12 protein-coding genes are annotated in these 17,208 nt (G+C 73.6%); 2 read left to right on the forward strand and 10 right to left on the reverse strand.

The annotated features are described in order from the left end of the window. Nucleotides 1-10 precede the first annotated feature (10 nt). The 3 genes from ABGB06_RS25375 to ABGB06_RS25385 form a co-directional block, all read right to left on the reverse strand. On the reverse strand, nucleotides 11-1,246 hold the full coding sequence (locus ABGB06_RS25375; protein WP_347593388.1) for a nucleotide pyrophosphatase/phosphodiesterase family protein: 1,236 nt from the start codon (nucleotides 1,244-1,246) through the stop codon (nucleotides 11-13). Between the two features lie 62 nt (nucleotides 1,247-1,308). Then, nucleotides 1,309-1,899, reverse strand: coding sequence for a DUF5998 family protein (locus tag ABGB06_RS25380; protein ID WP_347593274.1), 591 nt, complete (start codon nucleotides 1,897-1,899; stop codon nucleotides 1,309-1,311). Between the two features lie 109 nt (nucleotides 1,900-2,008). Continuing rightward, nucleotides 2,009-4,837 carry a GNAT family N-acetyltransferase gene (locus ABGB06_RS25385; protein WP_347593276.1) on the reverse strand — a complete coding sequence of 943 codons (2,829 nt, stop codon included), beginning with the start codon at nucleotides 4,835-4,837 and terminating at the stop codon, nucleotides 2,009-2,011. A gap of 107 nt (nucleotides 4,838-4,944) precedes the next feature. On the opposite strand from ABGB06_RS25385, the gene ABGB06_RS25390 reads away from it, so the two are divergent. After that, the gene (locus ABGB06_RS25390; protein WP_347593278.1) at nucleotides 4,945-5,226 is read left to right on the forward strand and encodes an HPr family phosphocarrier protein; all 282 of its coding nucleotides are present in this window, start codon (nucleotides 4,945-4,947) and stop codon (nucleotides 5,224-5,226) included. Between the two features lie 125 nt (nucleotides 5,227-5,351). Here the strand turns inward: ABGB06_RS25390 and ABGB06_RS25395 are convergent, their stop codons facing one another. The 3 genes from ABGB06_RS25395 to ABGB06_RS25405 form a co-directional block, all read right to left on the reverse strand. Continuing rightward, on the reverse strand, nucleotides 5,352-6,029 hold the full coding sequence (locus tag ABGB06_RS25395) for a GntR family transcriptional regulator (protein ID WP_347593280.1): 678 nt from the start codon (nucleotides 6,027-6,029) through the stop codon (nucleotides 5,352-5,354). A 190-nt stretch (nucleotides 6,030-6,219) separates the two neighbouring features. Then, nucleotides 6,220-7,587 carry a pitrilysin family protein gene (locus ABGB06_RS25400; protein ID WP_347593390.1) on the reverse strand — a complete coding sequence of 456 codons (1,368 nt, stop codon included), beginning with the start codon at nucleotides 7,585-7,587 and terminating at the stop codon, nucleotides 6,220-6,222. An 80-nt stretch (nucleotides 7,588-7,667) separates the two neighbouring features. After that, entirely contained in the window at nucleotides 7,668-9,047 is a 1,380-nt protein-coding gene (locus ABGB06_RS25405) for a pitrilysin family protein (RefSeq protein WP_347593282.1), read from the reverse strand. 219 nt (nucleotides 9,048-9,266) lie between these two features. Here ABGB06_RS25405 and ABGB06_RS25410 point away from each other — a divergent pair, with 219 nt between their 5' ends. After that, nucleotides 9,267-11,714 (forward strand): DNA topoisomerase IV subunit A, encoded by a 2,448-nt coding sequence (locus ABGB06_RS25410; protein ID WP_347593284.1) that lies wholly within the window; start codon nucleotides 9,267-9,269, stop codon nucleotides 11,712-11,714. A 113-nt stretch (nucleotides 11,715-11,827) separates the two neighbouring features. Here the strand turns inward: ABGB06_RS25410 and ABGB06_RS25415 are convergent, their stop codons facing one another. Genes ABGB06_RS25415 through ABGB06_RS25430 form a run of 4 tightly spaced genes read right to left on the reverse strand, consistent with a single transcriptional unit; the run spans nucleotide 11,828 to nucleotide 17,207 of the window. Next, nucleotides 11,828-13,636 (reverse strand): glycosyl hydrolase family 28-related protein, encoded by a 1,809-nt coding sequence (locus tag ABGB06_RS25415; protein WP_347593286.1) that lies wholly within the window; start codon nucleotides 13,634-13,636, stop codon nucleotides 11,828-11,830. A 52-nt stretch (nucleotides 13,637-13,688) separates the two neighbouring features. Further along, nucleotides 13,689-15,332, reverse strand: a complete 1,644-nt coding sequence (locus tag ABGB06_RS25420; RefSeq protein ID WP_347593288.1) for a glycoside hydrolase family 13 protein — start codon at nucleotides 15,330-15,332, stop codon at nucleotides 13,689-13,691. A gap of 38 nt (nucleotides 15,333-15,370) precedes the next feature. Then, entirely contained in the window at nucleotides 15,371-16,240 is an 870-nt protein-coding gene (locus ABGB06_RS25425; protein WP_347593290.1) for a carbohydrate ABC transporter permease, read from the reverse strand. A gap of 10 nt (nucleotides 16,241-16,250) precedes the next feature. Continuing rightward, complete coding sequence (locus ABGB06_RS25430; protein ID WP_347593292.1) at nucleotides 16,251-17,207, reverse strand: sugar ABC transporter permease; 957 nt, start codon at nucleotides 17,205-17,207, stop codon at nucleotides 16,251-16,253. Between the last annotated feature and the right edge of the window lies 1 nt (nucleotide 17,208).

Here is a 17,208-nt window from a genome sequence, read left to right on the forward strand (position 1 = left end):
TAGCTCCCGATCAGGTGCGTACTTCGAGAAGCGGCACGAGCTGCTCGGCGGGGGTCACCGAGCCGTGCATGCCGACCAGCGCGGACTCCTTCGGCTCGGTGCTGGTGGCGACGACCGCGGAGGTGCCGGTCATCGCCACCACCACGTCGCCGATCCGCCCGTGCACGCGTGGCTCGACGCCCGCGCCGGGCGGCCCGAACCAGCCGAGCTCGATCGCCTCGTCCCGGGTCACCACCCAGGCGTGGTCGGCCAGCACCTCGCGCCACACCGCGTGCACGTCGGCGGCGGCGCCGGGCACGGCGTACACGTGCCGCGCCCGCCCCTCGCCGCCCAGCCGGGCCACCCCGGCCCGCAACTCCCAGTCCTCGTCGAAGTCGAACCGGGACTCGGGGGACGGCGGCACGTCGACCATGCCGTGGTCGCCGGTGACGTACAGCACCGAGCGGGGCGGAAGCTGCTCGGCGAGCCGCTGGGCGAGCCCGTCCACGTACGTCAGCTCCGCCCGCCACGCCGCGGAGTCCGTGCCGACGCGGTGGCCCGTCGAGTCCAGCTCCGCGTAGTACGTGTACACCAGGGTGCGGTCGCCGGCGGCCAGCCGCCGGGCCGCCTCGTCCATCCGGGCGCCGGCGTCCAGCCGGCCGACGAAGTCGCCGCCGGACAGCGCGATCTGGGTGAGCGGGGTGCGCTCGAAGTGCGGGGCGGAGACCAGCGAGGTCACCACGCCGGCGTCGTTGGCCAGCCGGAACACGGTGGGGTGCGGCTGCCAGGCCCGCGGTTCGGTCCAGGGGTGCCAGCGCAGCTGGTTCATCAGCTCGCCGGTCACCGGGTCGAGCACCGTGTACCCGGCGAGCCCGTGGGCGGCGGGCGGGAGTCCGGTGCCCACGGAGGCCAACGAGGTGGCGGTGGTGGACGGGAAGCCGACGGTGATCGGCCGTCCGGTGCCGCCGCACGAGGTGGGCAGCAGGCCGGCCAGGAACGGGGCCGCCTCGGGATGGGCGCGCAGCGCCTCCCAGCCGAGGCTGTCGACGAGGAAGACGCAGACCCGGTCGGCCGGGGGCAGCCTGAGCCCGGTCGCGGGGACGCCGCTCAGGCCGCGAGGGCCGGGGGGAGGCACGGCCGCCCCGCGCCCGACGCCGAGCCCGGCCACGATGGCGGGTAGCACGTCGGCGAGCGAGCCCGTGCCGTACCGGGGGGCGGGCGCGTCCCGCGGGTCCGGTGGCGGCGGCTCGGGCGCGGAGCCGGGCAGCGGCGGCGCCCCCCGGTCCACCCCGGTCGCCGTCGGGGCCGCCCCCGACGGCCGGGGCGAGGTCACAGGCCGGACACCGCCGTCGTGGCCTCGGAGAGCGCCTGGGCGAACTCCAACGCCTGGCGCACGGTCTCGGGACCGTCGCCGGCCTCGCTGATGCGCAGGCTCAGGTCGTCGGCCGTGGTCGACCCCGTGTACCCGTGGTCGGCCTCGCAGTTGGGGTCGCCGCAACTGAGCGGCTCGATGTCGATGCGGTTCACCGCGCCCCAGCCGACGCTCAGCACGACCTCGCGGGGCAGCGTGCCCGGCTCGTACGACTGAGGGTCGGCGACGACCCGGCTGAGCATCACCGAGGAGATGCGGGAGAGCTTCACGGACTCGGTGTTGGTCGTCGCGTACGGCGCGGGGGACGTGCCGTCGGCGGTCTGCTCGTCGGTGTGGCTGACGATCAGGCGGGTGCCGGTCAACACCAGGACGGAGGCATGCCGACGCACCTCGCTGCTGTCGATGGTGGTCTCCTGGTGCACCAGGTACGAACCGATGGACTCCCGCCCCACCGCCGCCTCCACCGCCTCGGCGACGAGCGCGGGGTAGTAACCGCTGCGCTCGATCGCCTCTCGCAATCCCTGCGACGTGGTACCGGTCTTCGCCATGTGGCCATCCTAAGGGGCGGCACTGACGTGCAGGAGCTGTCGTGGAACTCCCATCCTCCCTTGTCAGTCCGGCGTTCCACCGGCCCGCCGGCGCGGGGCGGCACGGACGTCAGTACGCCGGAAGCCGCCGCGGCCCGAGGTCGGCGCGCGCCGGCGGGGGCCCGACCCGGACCGTGGCGGCCCGCACGCTCACCCCATCGGGGGCGACGGCGACCGGCGCCAGCTCGACTCCGGCCAGCTCGGCGTGGTCCTCGACCAGCCGCCCCAGGCGCAGCAGCAGCTCCTCCAGACCCGCCACGTCGACCGGGCGGGCACCGCGCCAGCCGAACAGCAGGGGCGCCGCGCGGATCGACCGCACCAGCTCGACGGCGTCGCGGTCGGTGAGCGGCAGCAGCCGGTGCGCGACATCGCCCAGCAGCTCGGAGGGGGCGCCGGCCAGGCCGAACGAGAGCGTCGCGCCGACGTCCGGATCGACGGTGGCCCGCACCACGGTGTCCACGCCCTCCTCCGCAGCGCCGCGCGCCTCGGGAACGGGGATGCGGTAGGCGTCGAGCAGGGCCGTGGTCTGCTTGGCGGTGAGGGTGGCGGGGCCGTCCGTGACGGCGGCGGCGAGGATCCGGCGGGCCGCCGCCGCGTCGATGTCGTCGTAGGCCGGGACCCGGCCGGGCGCGGCGGCGTGGCTCAGCCAGCCGGCGTGCCGGACGGCGTGCGCGAGGGCGCGCACGGCGCGTTCCGCCGAGGGGTAGGCGGGGATGCCCCGGGCGTGGAGCTCGTCGGCCAGCCGGTCCACCGCGTGGTGCACCACGAGCACCGGCTTGTCCGCCGCCACCTCGTGCAACGCCGTGGCCAACGCGGCGGCGCTTCCCGCGCCCCCCGCGGCGATGTCCGGCGCCCCGTCTCTCGCCGGCGTGCCGGGCCCCGGACCACCCGACTCCGGCACCGGAGGCGCCGCCCCACCCTCGCCGGGGCCGGGCAGGTGTGGGGCGGAACGCGGATCCGGCCCCCGCGTCCGGGTTCCGGGACCGGACGCGTGGGGCGTCCCCGTGCCGCTCGGCGCGGCGTCCGCCCCCGTGTGCGGCCGGGACGGGGCCGCTACCTCGTGCGACCCCGGCCCGTCGCCGGGCCCGAGTCCGGACGGGCCCGGCGCGGCCCGGAGCGGGCCGCCGGGGTCCGGCGCGGGAAGCGCCACCGCGCTCGGCGCCGGCCCGTCGTCGGGGTCCGGTGCGGGAAGCGCCGTCGTGGGGACGGTGGTGACGATCGCGGCGTGCACGTCGGGGGCGGCGAGCGCCGCGGTGAGGGCCCGGCGGTAGTCCGCGGGCGCGGCGGCCGGGTCGAGGGCGGTGACCGGGAGCGGCGACAGCCCCTGCGCCCGGCAGGAGTCGTGGGCGACCAGGGCGAGCGCCTCGGCGTTCCCGAGGACCGCGACCCGGGGTCCGGCGGGCGGCGGCTGCCAGGCCAGCAGCAGCCCGGTGTCGACGAGTTCGGTCGCGGTGCCGGCCTGGATCACGCCGGCCTGGCCGAGCAGCGCGGAGATGGTGGCCTCCGGCGCGCGGCGCCCACCGGCTGGCACCGCGTGGCCGCCGGGCGACGCGCCCCCGCTGTGCCGGCCGCCGCGCACCACCACGACGGGCGTGCCCGCGGTCGCCGCGCGCCGGGCGAGCCGGGTGAACTTGCGCGGATTGCCCAGCGACTCCAGGTACATCAGCGCGACGCGGGTGTCCCGGTCCTCGTACCAGTACTGGAGGACGTCGTTGCCCGAGACGTCGGCCCGGTTCCCGGCGGAGACGAAGGTGGACAGGCCGGCGCCGCACCGCTCCAGCTCGTCGAGCACGGCGATGCCGATGGCCGCGGACTGGGTGAACAGCCCGATCCGGCCCGTTCTGGGCAGGTGAGGGGCGGGGGAGGCGTTCAGCCGGACCGTGGGCGCGGTGTTGATCAGGCCGAACGCGCCGGGCCCGAGAATCCGCATGCCGAGCGAGCGCGCCCGGTGCACCAGCGCGCGTTGCTCGTCCCTGGTGTGGCCGGTGGCCATCACCACCAGGCCCTGCACCCCGTGCGCCCCGCAGTCCTCCAGCACCGCGCCGACCCGGTCGGCCGGCACGGCGAGCACCGCCAGGTCCACCGGGCCCTCGACGTCGCGGATCGACCGGTGCGCCGGGGCGCCGCCCAACGTCGTCCACCCGGACGGCAGCGCCGCGTTGACCGCGTACACCTGCCCGGGGAAGTCCGCGTCGAGCAGCGCGGCCAGCACCCTGCGGCCGGCGCCGCCGGGCCGGCGCCCCGCGCCGATCACGGCCACGCTGCCGGGGGCCAGCAGCCGCTGCACCGACCGGGCCTCGGCCCGCTGTTCGCGGGCCCGCATCACCGCGACCGACTCGGCGGTGGGCGCCAGGTCGAGGGTCAGCTGGACCGAGCCGTCGGCGAAGCCGCGCCGCTGCGCGTACCCGGCGTCGGTGAACACCTTGATCATCCGGCTGTTGCCCGGCAGCACCTCGGCCACGAAGCGCCTGACGCCTCGTTCGCGGGCCACCGCGGCGATGTGTTCGAGCAGCGCGGCGGCCAGGCCCCGGCGCTGGTGCGCGTCCTGCACCAGGAACGCGACCTCGGCGCGGTCCGCGGGTGCGGCGGCGGCCCGGCCCCGCTCGTCGATCCGGTCGAAGCGCACGGTGGCGATGAAGTCGTCGCCCACGGTCGCGGCGAGGCCGACCCGGTCCACGAAGTCGTGATGGGTGAAACGGTGCACGTCGCGGGCGGAGAGCCGGGGGTAGGGAGCGAAGAAGCGGTGGTACTTGGACTCCTCCGAGACCCGCTCGTAGAAGCCGACCAGCCGGTCCGCGTCGGCCGGCGTGATCGGTCGGATATGCGCCGTGCCGCCGTCCCGCAGCACCACGTCGGCCTCCCAGTGCGCCGGGTAGGGAGGCTGGGCGGTGGTCCGCATGGCATCAGCGTACGGTTGGGCGTGACCGGACGGGAGGCGTCGCGCGCTCGTTCCGCGGGATCCCACCCACGACGTCCGACCAGACCTGGAAATCGAGGGGCGACACCATGGCTGAGCGCCGCGTCATCATCGGCTGGGCGGAAGGGCTGCACGCCCGGCCCGCCTCCATCTTCGTGCGGGCCGCGACCGCCGCCGGTGTCCCCGTGACCATCAGGAGGGGCGGCGGCACCCCGGTGAACGCCGCCTCGATGCTGGCGGTTCTCTCGTTGGGTGCGGAGGGCGGCGAGGAGGTCACCCTGGCGACGGAGGCCGAGGACGCCGACGCGGCGCTCGACCGGTTGGCGAAGCTGGTCGCCGAGGGCCTTGAGGAGCTTCCGGAAACGGTGTGAATCACGGTCCACCGCGCCGGGAAATACCGCGGGCAACGCCCGGGAAATTCCGGGCATGAGAATTCCCCGCCGGTGCGCCGGATGAGAAATTCAAGGTTCTCTGACTCTGGTGTATACGGTCGCCGTTAAATCTGGCCGCGCGCCGTGTTTACGGCAGGTTTCGGAGACCTCACAGTGACCGGACGGAACTGCCGGCGGGCCGGGGTGGAGCGTTCCAGTTGGGCGGCGGTCAGCGCCCTGGCCCGTTCCGCGTCGCCGCGGGCGATGGCGTCCACCAGGGCGCCCCGCTCCTGCCAGACGGCCACGGCCCGGCCGACCGGTTCGCCCGCGTACAGCCAGGTGATCTTGCGTCTGATCTGCACCAGCAGGGCGGTGAGCCCCGGGCTGCAGGTGGCCTGCGCGAGCGTCTCGTGGAACCAGTCGCCCAGCGACCGCAGGTCCGCCTCCTGGCCCTGGCTGGCGCGCTGCCGGCCCAGCCTGACGAGCCCCCGCAGCACCTTCAGATGCGCCTCCGTGCGCCGTTGCGCGGCGCGCGCGGCGCCCAACGGCTCGAGCAGCGCGCGGATGTCGAGCAGGTCAGCCGCCTCCCGGTCCCCCGGCTGGGCCACGCACGCGCCCGCGTGCCGCCGGGAGACGACGAACCCCTCGGACTCCAGGGTGCGCAGCGCCTCCCGCACCGGAACCCGGGAGACGCCGTAGCGCTGGGCGAGCTGCTCCTCGGCGAGCCGGGATCCGGGCGGCAGCACGCCGCCGACAATGTCGTCACGGATCGCCGTGCATACCGTGTGCGCGGAGATGCGCATGAACAAACCCCCACTGCCATGGCCGGCGTCAGCTTCGACACATTACTTCCCGGTCGGATGCACCGAACTGTAAGCCAAAAGCACGGGAATGCCGATAGCGCCCTCGAAAAAGCAGCGGATTTCGGCCGCCGCCGAAGAAGCGACGACGCGGCGGTTCCGGGCGGCCGATGCCCGGAACCGCCGCGCGGGCTCAGCCGTCGACGACGGTGACCTCACCGATGCCGAGCTCCCGCACGGGATCGGCGATCTGCTCGGCGTCGCCGACGAGGACGGTCACCAGCCGGTCCTCGGGGAAGGCCCGCACCGCGGCCACCGAGGCCTCGACGGTGCCGGTCTCCGCGAGCCGGGCGTAGAGCGTCGCCTGGTAGTCGTCGGCCAGCTCCTCCTCGACCTGGTCGGCCAGGGTGCCGGCGACCGCGGCCGCCGTCTCGAAGCGCAGCGGCGCCACGCCGACCAGGTTCTGCACGGCGACGTCCCGCTCGGCGTCGGTCAGGCCCTCCGCCGCCAGGGTGCGCAGCACCTGCCACAGATCGGCCAGCGCGGGCCCGGTCACCTCGGTCGCCACCGAGCCGCGGATGCCGAGCAGCGACAGGCCGGTGCGGTCGGCGCTGGAGCGCAGCACCTGGCCGAAGGCGCGGATGCCGTAGGTGTAGCCCTTCTCCTCGCGCAGCACCCGGTCGAGCCGGGAGGTGATGGTGCCGCCCAGGCAGTAGACGCCCAGGGTCTGGGCGGGCCACACCGGATCGTGCCGGTCGGGGCCGACCCGGCCGATGAGCGCCTGGGTCTGCACGGCGCCCGGGCGGTTGACGATGACCACCCGGCCCGCGTCGTCGGCCGCCACCGGGGTCCAGGCGGGCGGCGTCGCCGCCGGCCCAGTCCAGGCGCCCAGCGTGTCCCGCAGCACCGCGTCCAGGTCGATGCCGGTCAGATCGCCGACCACCACGGCGGTGGCCGCCGCGGGCCTGAGGTGCGCCTCGTAGTAGCCGCGCACCGCCTTGGCGTCGATGCGCTCCACGCTCTCCGTGGTGCCCTGCCGGGGGCGGGACATCCGCGAGTCGGCGGGGAACAGCGCGGCGGACAGCGCCACCGCGGCGCGCCGGGAGGGGTTGGCGAGCTCGTGCGGGATCTCGTCGAGGCGGTTGCGGACCAGCCGCTCCACCTCGCTTTCGGGGAACGCGGGGACGCGCAGCGCGTCGGCGAGCAGCCCGAGCGCCCTGGCCAGCCGGGACGCCGGGACCTCCAGGGAGACCCGCACGCCCGCGTGGTCGGCGTGCGCGTCAAGGGTGGCGCCGCAGCGTTCCAGTTCGGCGGCGAACTCCTCGGCGGAGAGCCGGTCGGTGCCCTCGGACAGGGCCCGCGCCATGATCGTGGCCACGCCCTCCTGGGCGGTGGGCTCGGCGGCCAGCGACGCGGTCAGGTGCACCTCGACGGCGATGACCCGCTGGCCTGGGGCGTGGTGGCGCAGCACGGTCAGCCCGTTGGGCAGGGTGTCGCGGCTGGGTCGGGGGAAGGACCAGGGCGTCGCCTGGCCGGCCGTTGGCTGGGGGTGCAGCCGCATGCCGGGGGGTGGCGGCACGGCCCCGCCGCCCGGGGCGTTCGCGGTGGTCGGCGAGACGGCGCTGGTCGGGCTGGTCTCCGTCACTGGTCGGCTCCCTCCGCGTCACCGCGGGTGGTGTCGTCGTCGGCTTGGTCGTCCTCGGTGGCGCCCTCGTCGTCCGCCGGCTCCAGCGGTTCGTAGACGAGCACGGCGCGGTTGTCGGGGCGCAGCCGGGCCGCGGCGACCTCCCGCACCTCCTCGGGGGTGATCTCCAGGATCCGCTGCACGGCGGTCAGCGCGAGCTGCGGATCGCCGAAGAGCACCGCGTACTTGCACAGCTCGTCGGCCCGGCCGCCCACGGTGGCGAGCCGGTCCAGCCACTCACGCTCCAGCTGGGCCTGGGCGCGCTCCATCTCCTCGTGAGTGGGGCCCTCGGACGCGAACCTGGCCAGCTCCTCGTCGATGGCGGCCTCGATGTCCTCGATCTCCGCGTCGGCGGACGTCTTCACGTCCAACCAGCCGAGCGAGGGCGCGCCGGCCAACCGCAGCAGCCCGAAGCCCGCGGCCACGGCGGTGCGGTCGTGGCGCACCAGGCGGTTGTGCAGCCGGGAGGACTCGCCGCCGCCGAGCGCGGTGAGCGCGAGGTCGGCGGCGTCCGAGGCGCGGGTGCCGTCCTCGGGCAGCCGGTAGGCGGCCATCAGGGCGCGCGCCGGCACCTCCTCGCGGACCAGCTCGCGCAGTTCCTCGCCCAGCACGTCCGGGAGCGAGCCGTCCCGCGGCGGGCGCTTGCCGTCGTGCGCCGGGATGGTGCCGAAGTACTTCTCGATCCAGCCGAGGGTCTGCTCCGGGTCGATGTCGCCGACGACGGACAGCACCGCGTTGTTCGGCGCGTAGTAGGTGCGGAAGAACTCCTGGGCGTCCTCGAGGGACGCGGCGTCCAGGTCGGCCATGGAGCCGATCGGAATGTGGTGATAGGGGTGGCCCGCGGGGTAGACCATCGCGGAGAGCCGCTCGAACGCGGTGCCGTACGGCACGTTGTCGTACCGCTGCCGGCGCTCGTTCTTCACCACGTCGCGCTGGTTGTCCAGCGACTCCTGGTCCAGGGCGGTGAGCAGGGTGCCCATCCGGTCCGCCTCCAGCCACAGCGCGAGTTCGAGCTGGTGGGCGGGCATCGTCTCGAAGTAGTTGGTGCGTTCGAAGCTGGTGGTGCCGTTGAGCGACCCGCCCGCGCCCTGCACCAGCTCGAAGTGGCCGTTACCGCTGATCTGGGCCGAGCCCTGGAACATCAGGTGCTCGAAGAGGTGGGCCAGTCCGGTGCGGCCCCTGACCTCGTGTCGCGAGCCGACGTCGTACCAGAGGCAGACAGCGGCCACCGGGGTGAGATGGTCCTCGGAGAGCACCACGCGCAGACCGTTGTCCAGTCTGTGTTCGGTCGCGGTGAGCCCGCCGGCGGTATCCTGCGGGATGGCCGTGTGGCCCATGAGCATGTGGTCCCTTCGCTCGGACGTGAGATCGCGATCTAGTCACCTTATGCAAGGTGAGCCGTGGTGTGCGAAGTTCCCGCCAGTGCGCGACCAGGGCCGCCGGCGGGACTGCGGTCCGGGTGTCAGCGGCCCGGTCCACAATGGTCACTGCACCAATCCTCAGGCACGCACACCCCGAACACGTATCGAACACGCATCAAAGGAGCGCTCGCCCCGATGGCCCGCCGCAGCACGAAGACCGCGCCACCTGATGACTACGAGGAGCGCATCCTCGACATCGACGTGGTGGACGAGATGCAGGGCTCGTTCCTGGAGTACGCCTACTCGGTGATCTACTCCCGGGCGCTGCCCGACGCCCGGGACGGCATGAAGCCGGTGCAGCGCCGCATCCTCTACCAGATGCACGACATGGGCCTGCGGCCCGACCGTTCGTACGTCAAGTGCGCGCGGGTCGTCGGCGAGGTGATGGGCAAGCTGCACCCGCACGGCGACAGCGCGATCTACGACGCGCTGGTGCGGATGGCGCAGCCCTTCTCGATGCGGCTGCCGCTGGTGGACGGCCACGGGAACTTCGGCTCGTTGGGGAACGACGACCCGCCGGCCGCCATGCGGTACACGGAGTGCCGGTCGGCGTCGGCGGCCGGGCTGATGGTGGAGTCGATCGACGAGGACACCGTCGACTTCGCCGCCAACTACGACGGCAGCGAACAGGAGCCGGTCGCCCTCCCCGCGGCGTATCCCAACCTCCTGGTGAACGGCTCGAGCGGGATCGCGGTGGGCATGGCCACCAACATGCCGCCGCACAACCTGGCCGAGGTGATCGCCGCGGCCCGGCACCTGATCCGGCATCCGGGCGCCGACCTGGCCACCCTGATGCGGCACGTGCCGGGTCCCGACCTGCCGACGGGCGGTCAGATCGTCGGGCTGGAAGGCATCCACGACGCGTACGAGACCGGCCGGGGCACGTTCCGGATCCGGGCCACCGTCGCCGTGGAGAAGGTGACCGCGCGGCGCCGCGGCCTGGTGGTGACGGAACTGCCGTTCACCGTGGGCCCCGAGAAGGTCATCGGGAAGATCAAGGACCTGGTCAACGCGAAGCGGCTGCAGGGCATCGCGGACGTCAAGGACCTGACGGACCGGGAGCACGGGCTGCGCCTGGTCATCGAGGTGAAGAACGGCTTCAACCCCGAGGCGGTGCTGGCCCAGCTGTACAAGCTGACGCCGATGGAGGAGAGCTTCGGCATCAACAACGTGGCGCTGGTGGACGGCCAGCCGCTCACGATGGGGCTGAAGGAGCTGCTGGAGGTCTACGTCGACCACCGCTTCCAGGTGGTGCGGCGGCGCAGCGAGTACCGGCGCGGCAGGCGGCGGGACCGGCTGCACCTGGTCGAGGGCCTGCTGGTGGCGCTCGTGGACATCGACGAGGTCATCCGCATCATCCGCTCCAGCGACAACGCGGCGGAGGCGAAGGAGTCGCTGATGACGCGGTTCTCGCTGTCCGAGACGCAGACGCAGTACATCCTGGACACCCCGCTGCGCCGGCTGACCCGGTTCGACCGCCTGGAGCTGGAGGCGGAGCGGGAGCGGCTGGAGCGGGAGATCGCCGAGCTGAGCCGGATCCTGGAGTCCGACGCGGAGCTGCGCAAGCTGGTCTCCAGCGAGCTGGCCGACATCGCCAGGAAGTACGGCACGCCGCGGCGCAGCAGGCTGGTGGAGTCGGCGGGCGCCGAGGTCGAGGCGGTGCCGCTGGAGGTCGCCGACGATCCCTGCCGGGTGCTGCTGTCCTCCACCGGGCTGCTGGCCCGCACGGCGGACGGGGAGACGACGCTGGAGAGCGGCGGCCGCCGGGTCAAGCACGACGTGATCGTGTCGGCCGTGCCGTCCACCTCGCGGTCCGAGGTCGGGGCCGTGACCTCGACCGGCCGGCTGCTGCGGCTGCCGGTGATCGACCTGCCGCAGCTGCCGCCGACCGCCGCCGCGCCGAACCTGGCGGGTGGCGCGCAGCTTTCGGAGTTCCTCTCGCTGCGGCCCGACGAGCGGGTGGTCTGCCTGACCACGCTGGACGAGTCGTCGCCCGGCCTGGCCATCGGCACCGAGCAGGGCGTGGTGAAGCGGGTGGTGCCCGAGTACCCGGCGAACAAGGAGGAGCTGGAGGTCATCGCGCTCCGCGAGGGCGACCGGATCGTCGGCGCCGCGGAGCTGCGCACCGGCGAGGAGGACCTGGTCTTCGTCACCAGCGACGCGCAGCTGCTGCGGTACCAGGCCGGGCAGGTGCGGCCGCAGGGCCGGCAGGCGGGTGGCATGGCCGGCGTGAAGCTCGCCGAGGGGGTCCGGGTGATCTCCTTCACCGCCGTCGACCCGGCGGTCGAGGCGGTGGTGTTCACGGTGGCCGGCGGCAGTGGGACGTTGGACGACTCGCTGGGCACGGCCAAGCTCACGCCGTTCGACCAGTACCCGCGCAAGGGGCGGGCCACCGGTGGGGTGCGCTGCCAGCGGTTCCTCAAGGGCGAGGACCATCTCCACCTGGCCTGGGCGGGGCCGGCGCCGGCGCGGGCGGCGACCCGGACCGGGGCCCCGGCGGAGCTGCCGGAGCTGGACCCGCGTCGGGACGGTTCCGGAACACCGCTGGCCAAGGCGGTGGCCGTGGTCGGCGGTCCGGCGTAGCGGACGGGGTGGCGCCCCGGCGGCTGGCGTGGGGGAAGTGGTGTGCCGCCGGGGCGCCGGCCGGCCTCAGCCGGCGACTGGGGGCGGGGCGGGCACCGGCCCGCCCCGCGCGGTCACGCCCCGCCCGGTTCGGGCCAGCTCGCGCAGTCCTGCCACTCCGTGTCCCAGCCGGTGTTGCCGCCGCCGTCCCGCAGGGTCATCGGCGGGACGCTGGTCGGGTAGGGGCAGTTGTAGACGCCCGCGGCGCCGACGCCGGTGGCGGTCACGTCGCTGATCGTGGCCTCGCCGGTGGTCTCGGCCTGGACGACCACCGTGCCGACGTTCTCCACCACGGCGCCGTCGATGGTGACGTTGTTCGCCGCCAGTCCCTGGCCGCTGCCGGAGACGAACTGGAAGGCGCTCCACGGGCTGTCGACGATGGTGGTGTCGGTGATCCGGACGTCCGCCTCGATGGGGTGGTTGTAGGGGTCGACCCGCAGGGCGGACATCGGGTGGTTCCAGTTGGGGTTCATGGCCCCGGTGCGCACCAGCGTGTTTCCCTCGACCGTGATGGTGCCGGCGAGCGGGGAGAAGGGCTGGAGGAACGCCTGGTTGGAGATGGCGATGCCGCTGCCCAGGGCGTTGGTGTCCTGGACGAGGTTGTTCCGGACGGTGATGTTCTCCCCGCCGTAGATGGCGATGCCGTTGGCCAGGTTGGGCTGGATCACCGTGTTGTTCTCGAACGTCGAGTCGCGGTTGGGGTTCGGCAGCGACCACATGGCGAGCGAGTCGTCGCCGGTGTTCCTGAGGTAGTTGTCGCGCACCACGATGCCGTTGGCGTCGCCGTTGAGGTTCAGCCCGTCGGCGGCCATGTCGACGATGCGGTTGTCCTCGACCACCAGGCCGTTGTTGGCGCCGGTCAGCCACAGGCCCACCTTGAGGCGTTGCAGCCACATGCCGGAGACCGAGGAGTTGGGGCCGAGGTTGCCGTTGACGAAGTTGTCGGGGTTGCTGTCGACCCGTTCGGTCACGGCGCCGACCACCGCGAAGTCGCTCAGGTGCACGTTGCCCGGCGACTGCCCCTGGTTGATGAACCGTGAGCTGTTGACGACCGAGTACCAGTTGCCCGCGCCCCTGAGGGTGACGTTCTCCACGTAGAGCGGCTGGTTCACCTGGTAGGTGCCCGGCGGGATCCACACGGTGCCGCCCCGGCCCTGGGCGACGGCCTCCACGAACGCCTGGGTGGAGTCCGCCTGTCCGGTGGGGTCGGCGCCCAGCGTGGTCACGTCGAGGGCGCCGGCGGGCGGTTCGGCGGGTACCGCGACCAGTTCGAAGTCAGCGGAGTCGATGGTGTACGGGCCGGCCGCGTCGCCCGCGTCCACCTGGAGGGTGACGGTGTCGCCCGCGGCCAGCTCCTGGCCGAGCAGCAGCCGGGCGTGGTTGAAGAAGTGGTGGGTCCTGGCGCCGGCGATCCAGGGCGCGTCGAAGTACGCGTACCGCGAGGTGACCTGGAGCGGCTCGTCGACCTTCTGTCCGTTGGCGTACACCGAGAGCGTGCCGCTGCTGTTGTCCGGCAGGTTGTAGACGACGGTGACGGCGTTGGCGGGCTCGGTCAGCGTGAACTCCAGGCTCTGGCCCGAGGTCAGCTCCACGGCCTGGCGGCCCGACGCCTCGGAGGCGACGGTGCCCTGGGTGTGATCGGGCCCGATCGGCGTCCCGTCGTGCGCGGCGTCCTCCGCCTCCTGGGTGACGAACGGCAGGTCGGCGCCGGCCGTCGGCGTGGCGTCGGCCGCGGGGGCGGCGGACTCGGCAGGCGCGGCCGTGAGGGCCGCGCCGAAGGCGGGTGCGACCGTTCCGAGGGTGCCGACGACGGCCAGGCAGGCCGCCGCCGTCCAGGCGACGCGCCGTCGCGTCCTCGCCCTGGCGGCGTGTGGTGCGGGCATGGCGTTCCCTTCCATGAGGGTGTGGGGGTGGGTGGCGGCCCGGCCGCGGGGGTCAGCCCCGCAGCCAGGCCGCCGTGTCCGGCGGCAGCAGCCCCGCGTCGTTCAGGGGGCCGCTGCTGAGCAGGACGGCTCGGTGGTCGGGGAGCGGGGCCGGGTCCGCGGCGAGGTTGACCACGCAGACCAGCCCGTCGGGGCGGGCGAAGGCGAGCACGCCCGCCGGGGCGTCGAGCCAGCTCACGGCGGCCCCGACGGCGGCGCCCGCCGCGTCGCCGCCCGCCGCGTCGCCGCCCGCCGCGGACCAGGCGCGGCGCATCCGGAGCGCCGTTCGGTAGAGGCCGAGCAGGGAGCCGGGGTCGCGCTCCTGTCGCTCGGCGGTGTACGGCGCCCAGTCCGCGGGCTGTGGCAGCCAGGTGTCGGCGCCGCCGAAGCCGTAGGGCGGCTCCGTGCCCGTCCAGGGCAGCGGCACCCGGCAGCCGTCCCGCCCCGGGTCGACACGGCCGGAGCGCGCGTGCATCGGGTCGGTGATGCGGTCCAGCGGGATGTCCGCCTCGGGCAGGCCCAGTTCCTCGCCCTGGTAGAGGTAGACCGCGCCGGGCAGGGCGAGGGTGAGCAGCGCGGCGGCGCGCGCCCGGCGGGTGCCGAGCGCCAGGTCGGTGGGCGTGCCGAAGCGCTTCGCGGCGAACTCGAACCCGGTGTCGGCGCGGCCGTACCTGGTCACCGTGCGGGTCACGTCGTGGTTGCAGAGCACCCAGGTGGCGGGGGCGCCGACGCGGGCGTGGGCGGCCAGGGTGGAGTCGATGGAGGCGCGCAGCCGGTCGGGCTCCCAGGGGCAGGAGAGGAAGTCGAAGTTGAAGGCGGTGTGCAGCTCGTCGGGGCGCAGGTAGCGGGTGAACCGCTCGACGTCGGGCAGCCACAGCTCGCCGATCAGCACCCCGTCGTACTCGTCGGCGATGGACCGCCAGGAGCGGTAGACGTCGTGCAGCTCGTCCCGGTCCACGTACGGATGGCGGTCGTGCGCCGGGTCGAAGTCCGGCAGTCCCGGGTCCTTGACGAGCAGGGCCGCCGAGTCGATGCGGATGCCCGCGGCGCCGCGCTCGAACCAGAACCGGAGGATGTCCTCGTGCTCCTGCCTGACCGCGGGATGGGCCCAGTTCAGGTCGGGCTGTCCCGGCGCGAAGAGGTGGAGGTACCACTCCCCCGGGCTGCCGTCCGCGGCCTTGGTGCGGGTCCAGGCCGGGCCGCCGAACTCCGAACGCCAGTCGTTGGGCGGCAGTTCGCCGTCCCGGCCGCGCCCCGGGCGGAAGTGGAACAGCTCCCGCTCCGGGGCGCCTGGCTCGCCGTCCAGCGCGGCGCGGAACCACGCGTGTTCGGCGGAGACGTGGTTGGGCACCACGTCGACGATGGTGCGCAGGCCCAGCTCCCGGGCCTCCGCGATCAGCTTCTCGGCCTCCTGCAGGGTGCCGAGGTCCGGGTCGATGGCCCGGTAGTCCGTGACGTCGTAGCCGCCGTCAGCGAAGGGGGACACGTACCAGGGCGTGAACCACAGGGCCTGCACGCCGAGTTCGGCGAGGTAGGGAAGCCGGGAGCGGACGCCGGCGAGATCGCCGGTGCCGTCCCCGTCGCCGTCGGCGAAGCTGCGGACGTACACCTGGTAGATGGCGGCGGCGCGCCACCATGCGGAGCGGTTCTGCGGCACGAGGGTTTCTGTCCTTTCGGTGATCAACGCTGCGGTGATCAGCCCCGGAGGCTGCCCGCGGTGAGGCCCGCGAGGATGTGGCGCTGGAAGACGAGGAAGATCACCACGAGGGGGAGGCTGGCGAGGACCAGGCCGGCGACGAGCATGTTCAGCGAGGTGGTGTCGGCGATCCGTTGCAGGTAGACGGTGATGGGCTGTTCGGCCGGATCGGGCAGCACCACGAGCGGCCACAGGAAGTCGCGCCACAGCGCGGTGATCGACAGGATCGAGACCACGGCGATGATGGGCCGGGACAGCGGGAGGATGATCCGGCGCATGGTGGTGAACGCCGAGGCGCCGTCGATCCGGGCGGCGTCGAGCAGCTCGTCCGGGATCTGGTCGAAGAAGTTCTTCAGGACGTAGATGTTGAAGGCGTTGGCGGCGGCCGGCAGCCAGACGGCGGCCGGATTGTTGATCAGGTTGAGCCCCAGGACCGGCACGTCGGTGACGGTCAGGTAGGTGGGGATCAGCAGCGTCGTGGCCGGCACCATCAGGGTGACCAGCATCAGGCCGAGCACCACGGTGCCGAAGCGCGGCCGCAGCTTGGACAGGGCGTAGGCGGCCGGCAGCTGGACCGCCAGGCCGAGCAGCCAGGCGCCGCCGATCAGCACGACGGTGTTCCCGAAGTAGCGGGCCAGGTCCAGCTCGTTCCAGGCGTCGGCGTAGTTGCCCGGGTGCCACTCCTCGGGCACGAGGGTGGGTGGGGTCCGGGCCAGCTCGGGCGAGCTCTTCATGCCGCCGGTGACCATCCAGTAGAGCGGGATGACGAAGGCGACCGTGAAGAGCAGCAGCGCCACGGTGAACAGGGACCAGTAGACGAGTCGGCCGCGCGGCGTGCGGAGCACCGCGGGGCGAACCAGGGTACGCACGGCGGTTCCCTCAGATCTGCCGGCTGCGGGTGACCCGCAGGTAGACGGCGGAGAAGACGGCGAGTACGGCGAGGAGCATCAGACTCATGGCGCTGGCCGCGCCGAAGTTGCCGGTGACGAAGGCGTAGCGGTAGACGAGCAGCATCACCGTGACGGTGGAGTCGTCGGGGCCGCCGCCGGTCATCACGAACGGCTCGGTGAACACCTGCATCGTGGCCACCACCTGCAACAGCAGCAGCATCAGGATGACGAACCGGGTCTGCGGGACGGTCACGTGCCACAGCCGCTTCCCGATGCCCGCCCCGTCCAGCTCGGCCGACTCGTAGAGCTCGCCCGGAATGGTCTGCAGGGCGGCCAGGTAGATGAGCGTGGCGCTGCCCATGTTGGCCCAGGTGGAGACGATCACCAGGGACACCAGGGCGGTGCCCGAGGAGTTGGTCCAGTCCGAGGTGGGCAGGTGCGCGGTGCTCAGCACCTCGTTGATCAGCCCGCCCTCCGGCTGGTAGAACCACCGCCACATCAGGGCCACCACCACCGGCGGCAGCATGACCGGGAGGTAGACCAGGACCCGGAAGTAGGCCCTGGCGTGCCGGAACTCGTTGATGAGCACGGCGGTGACGAACGGGACGCCGAAGCCCAGCACCAGCGCGTAGAGGGTGAACAGGGCGCTGTTGCGCCAGGCGGTGGCGAACAGCGGATCGTCGAGTACGAAGCGGAAGTTCTCCAGGCCGACCCAGCTGGACCCGCGGACGAAGTTCACCTCCTGGAAGCTCAGCACCACGTTGCGGACCACCGGGTACCAGGCGAAGACGGCGAAGACGACCAGGGCGGCGCACAGGAACCCGTAGGCGGTGACGGTGTCGGCGAGCCGGCGGCGCCCGACCGGCCGCCGGGCCGCCCGTCGCCGGCCGGGCCGGCGGACCTTCGCGGGGGCGGATGGCGGCGCGTCGGTGACGGGGGCGGCCATC

The organism is Streptomyces sp. B6B3 (genome assembly GCF_039871525.1).
Lineage (GTDB): Bacteria > Actinomycetota > Actinomycetes > Streptomycetales > Streptomycetaceae > Streptomyces.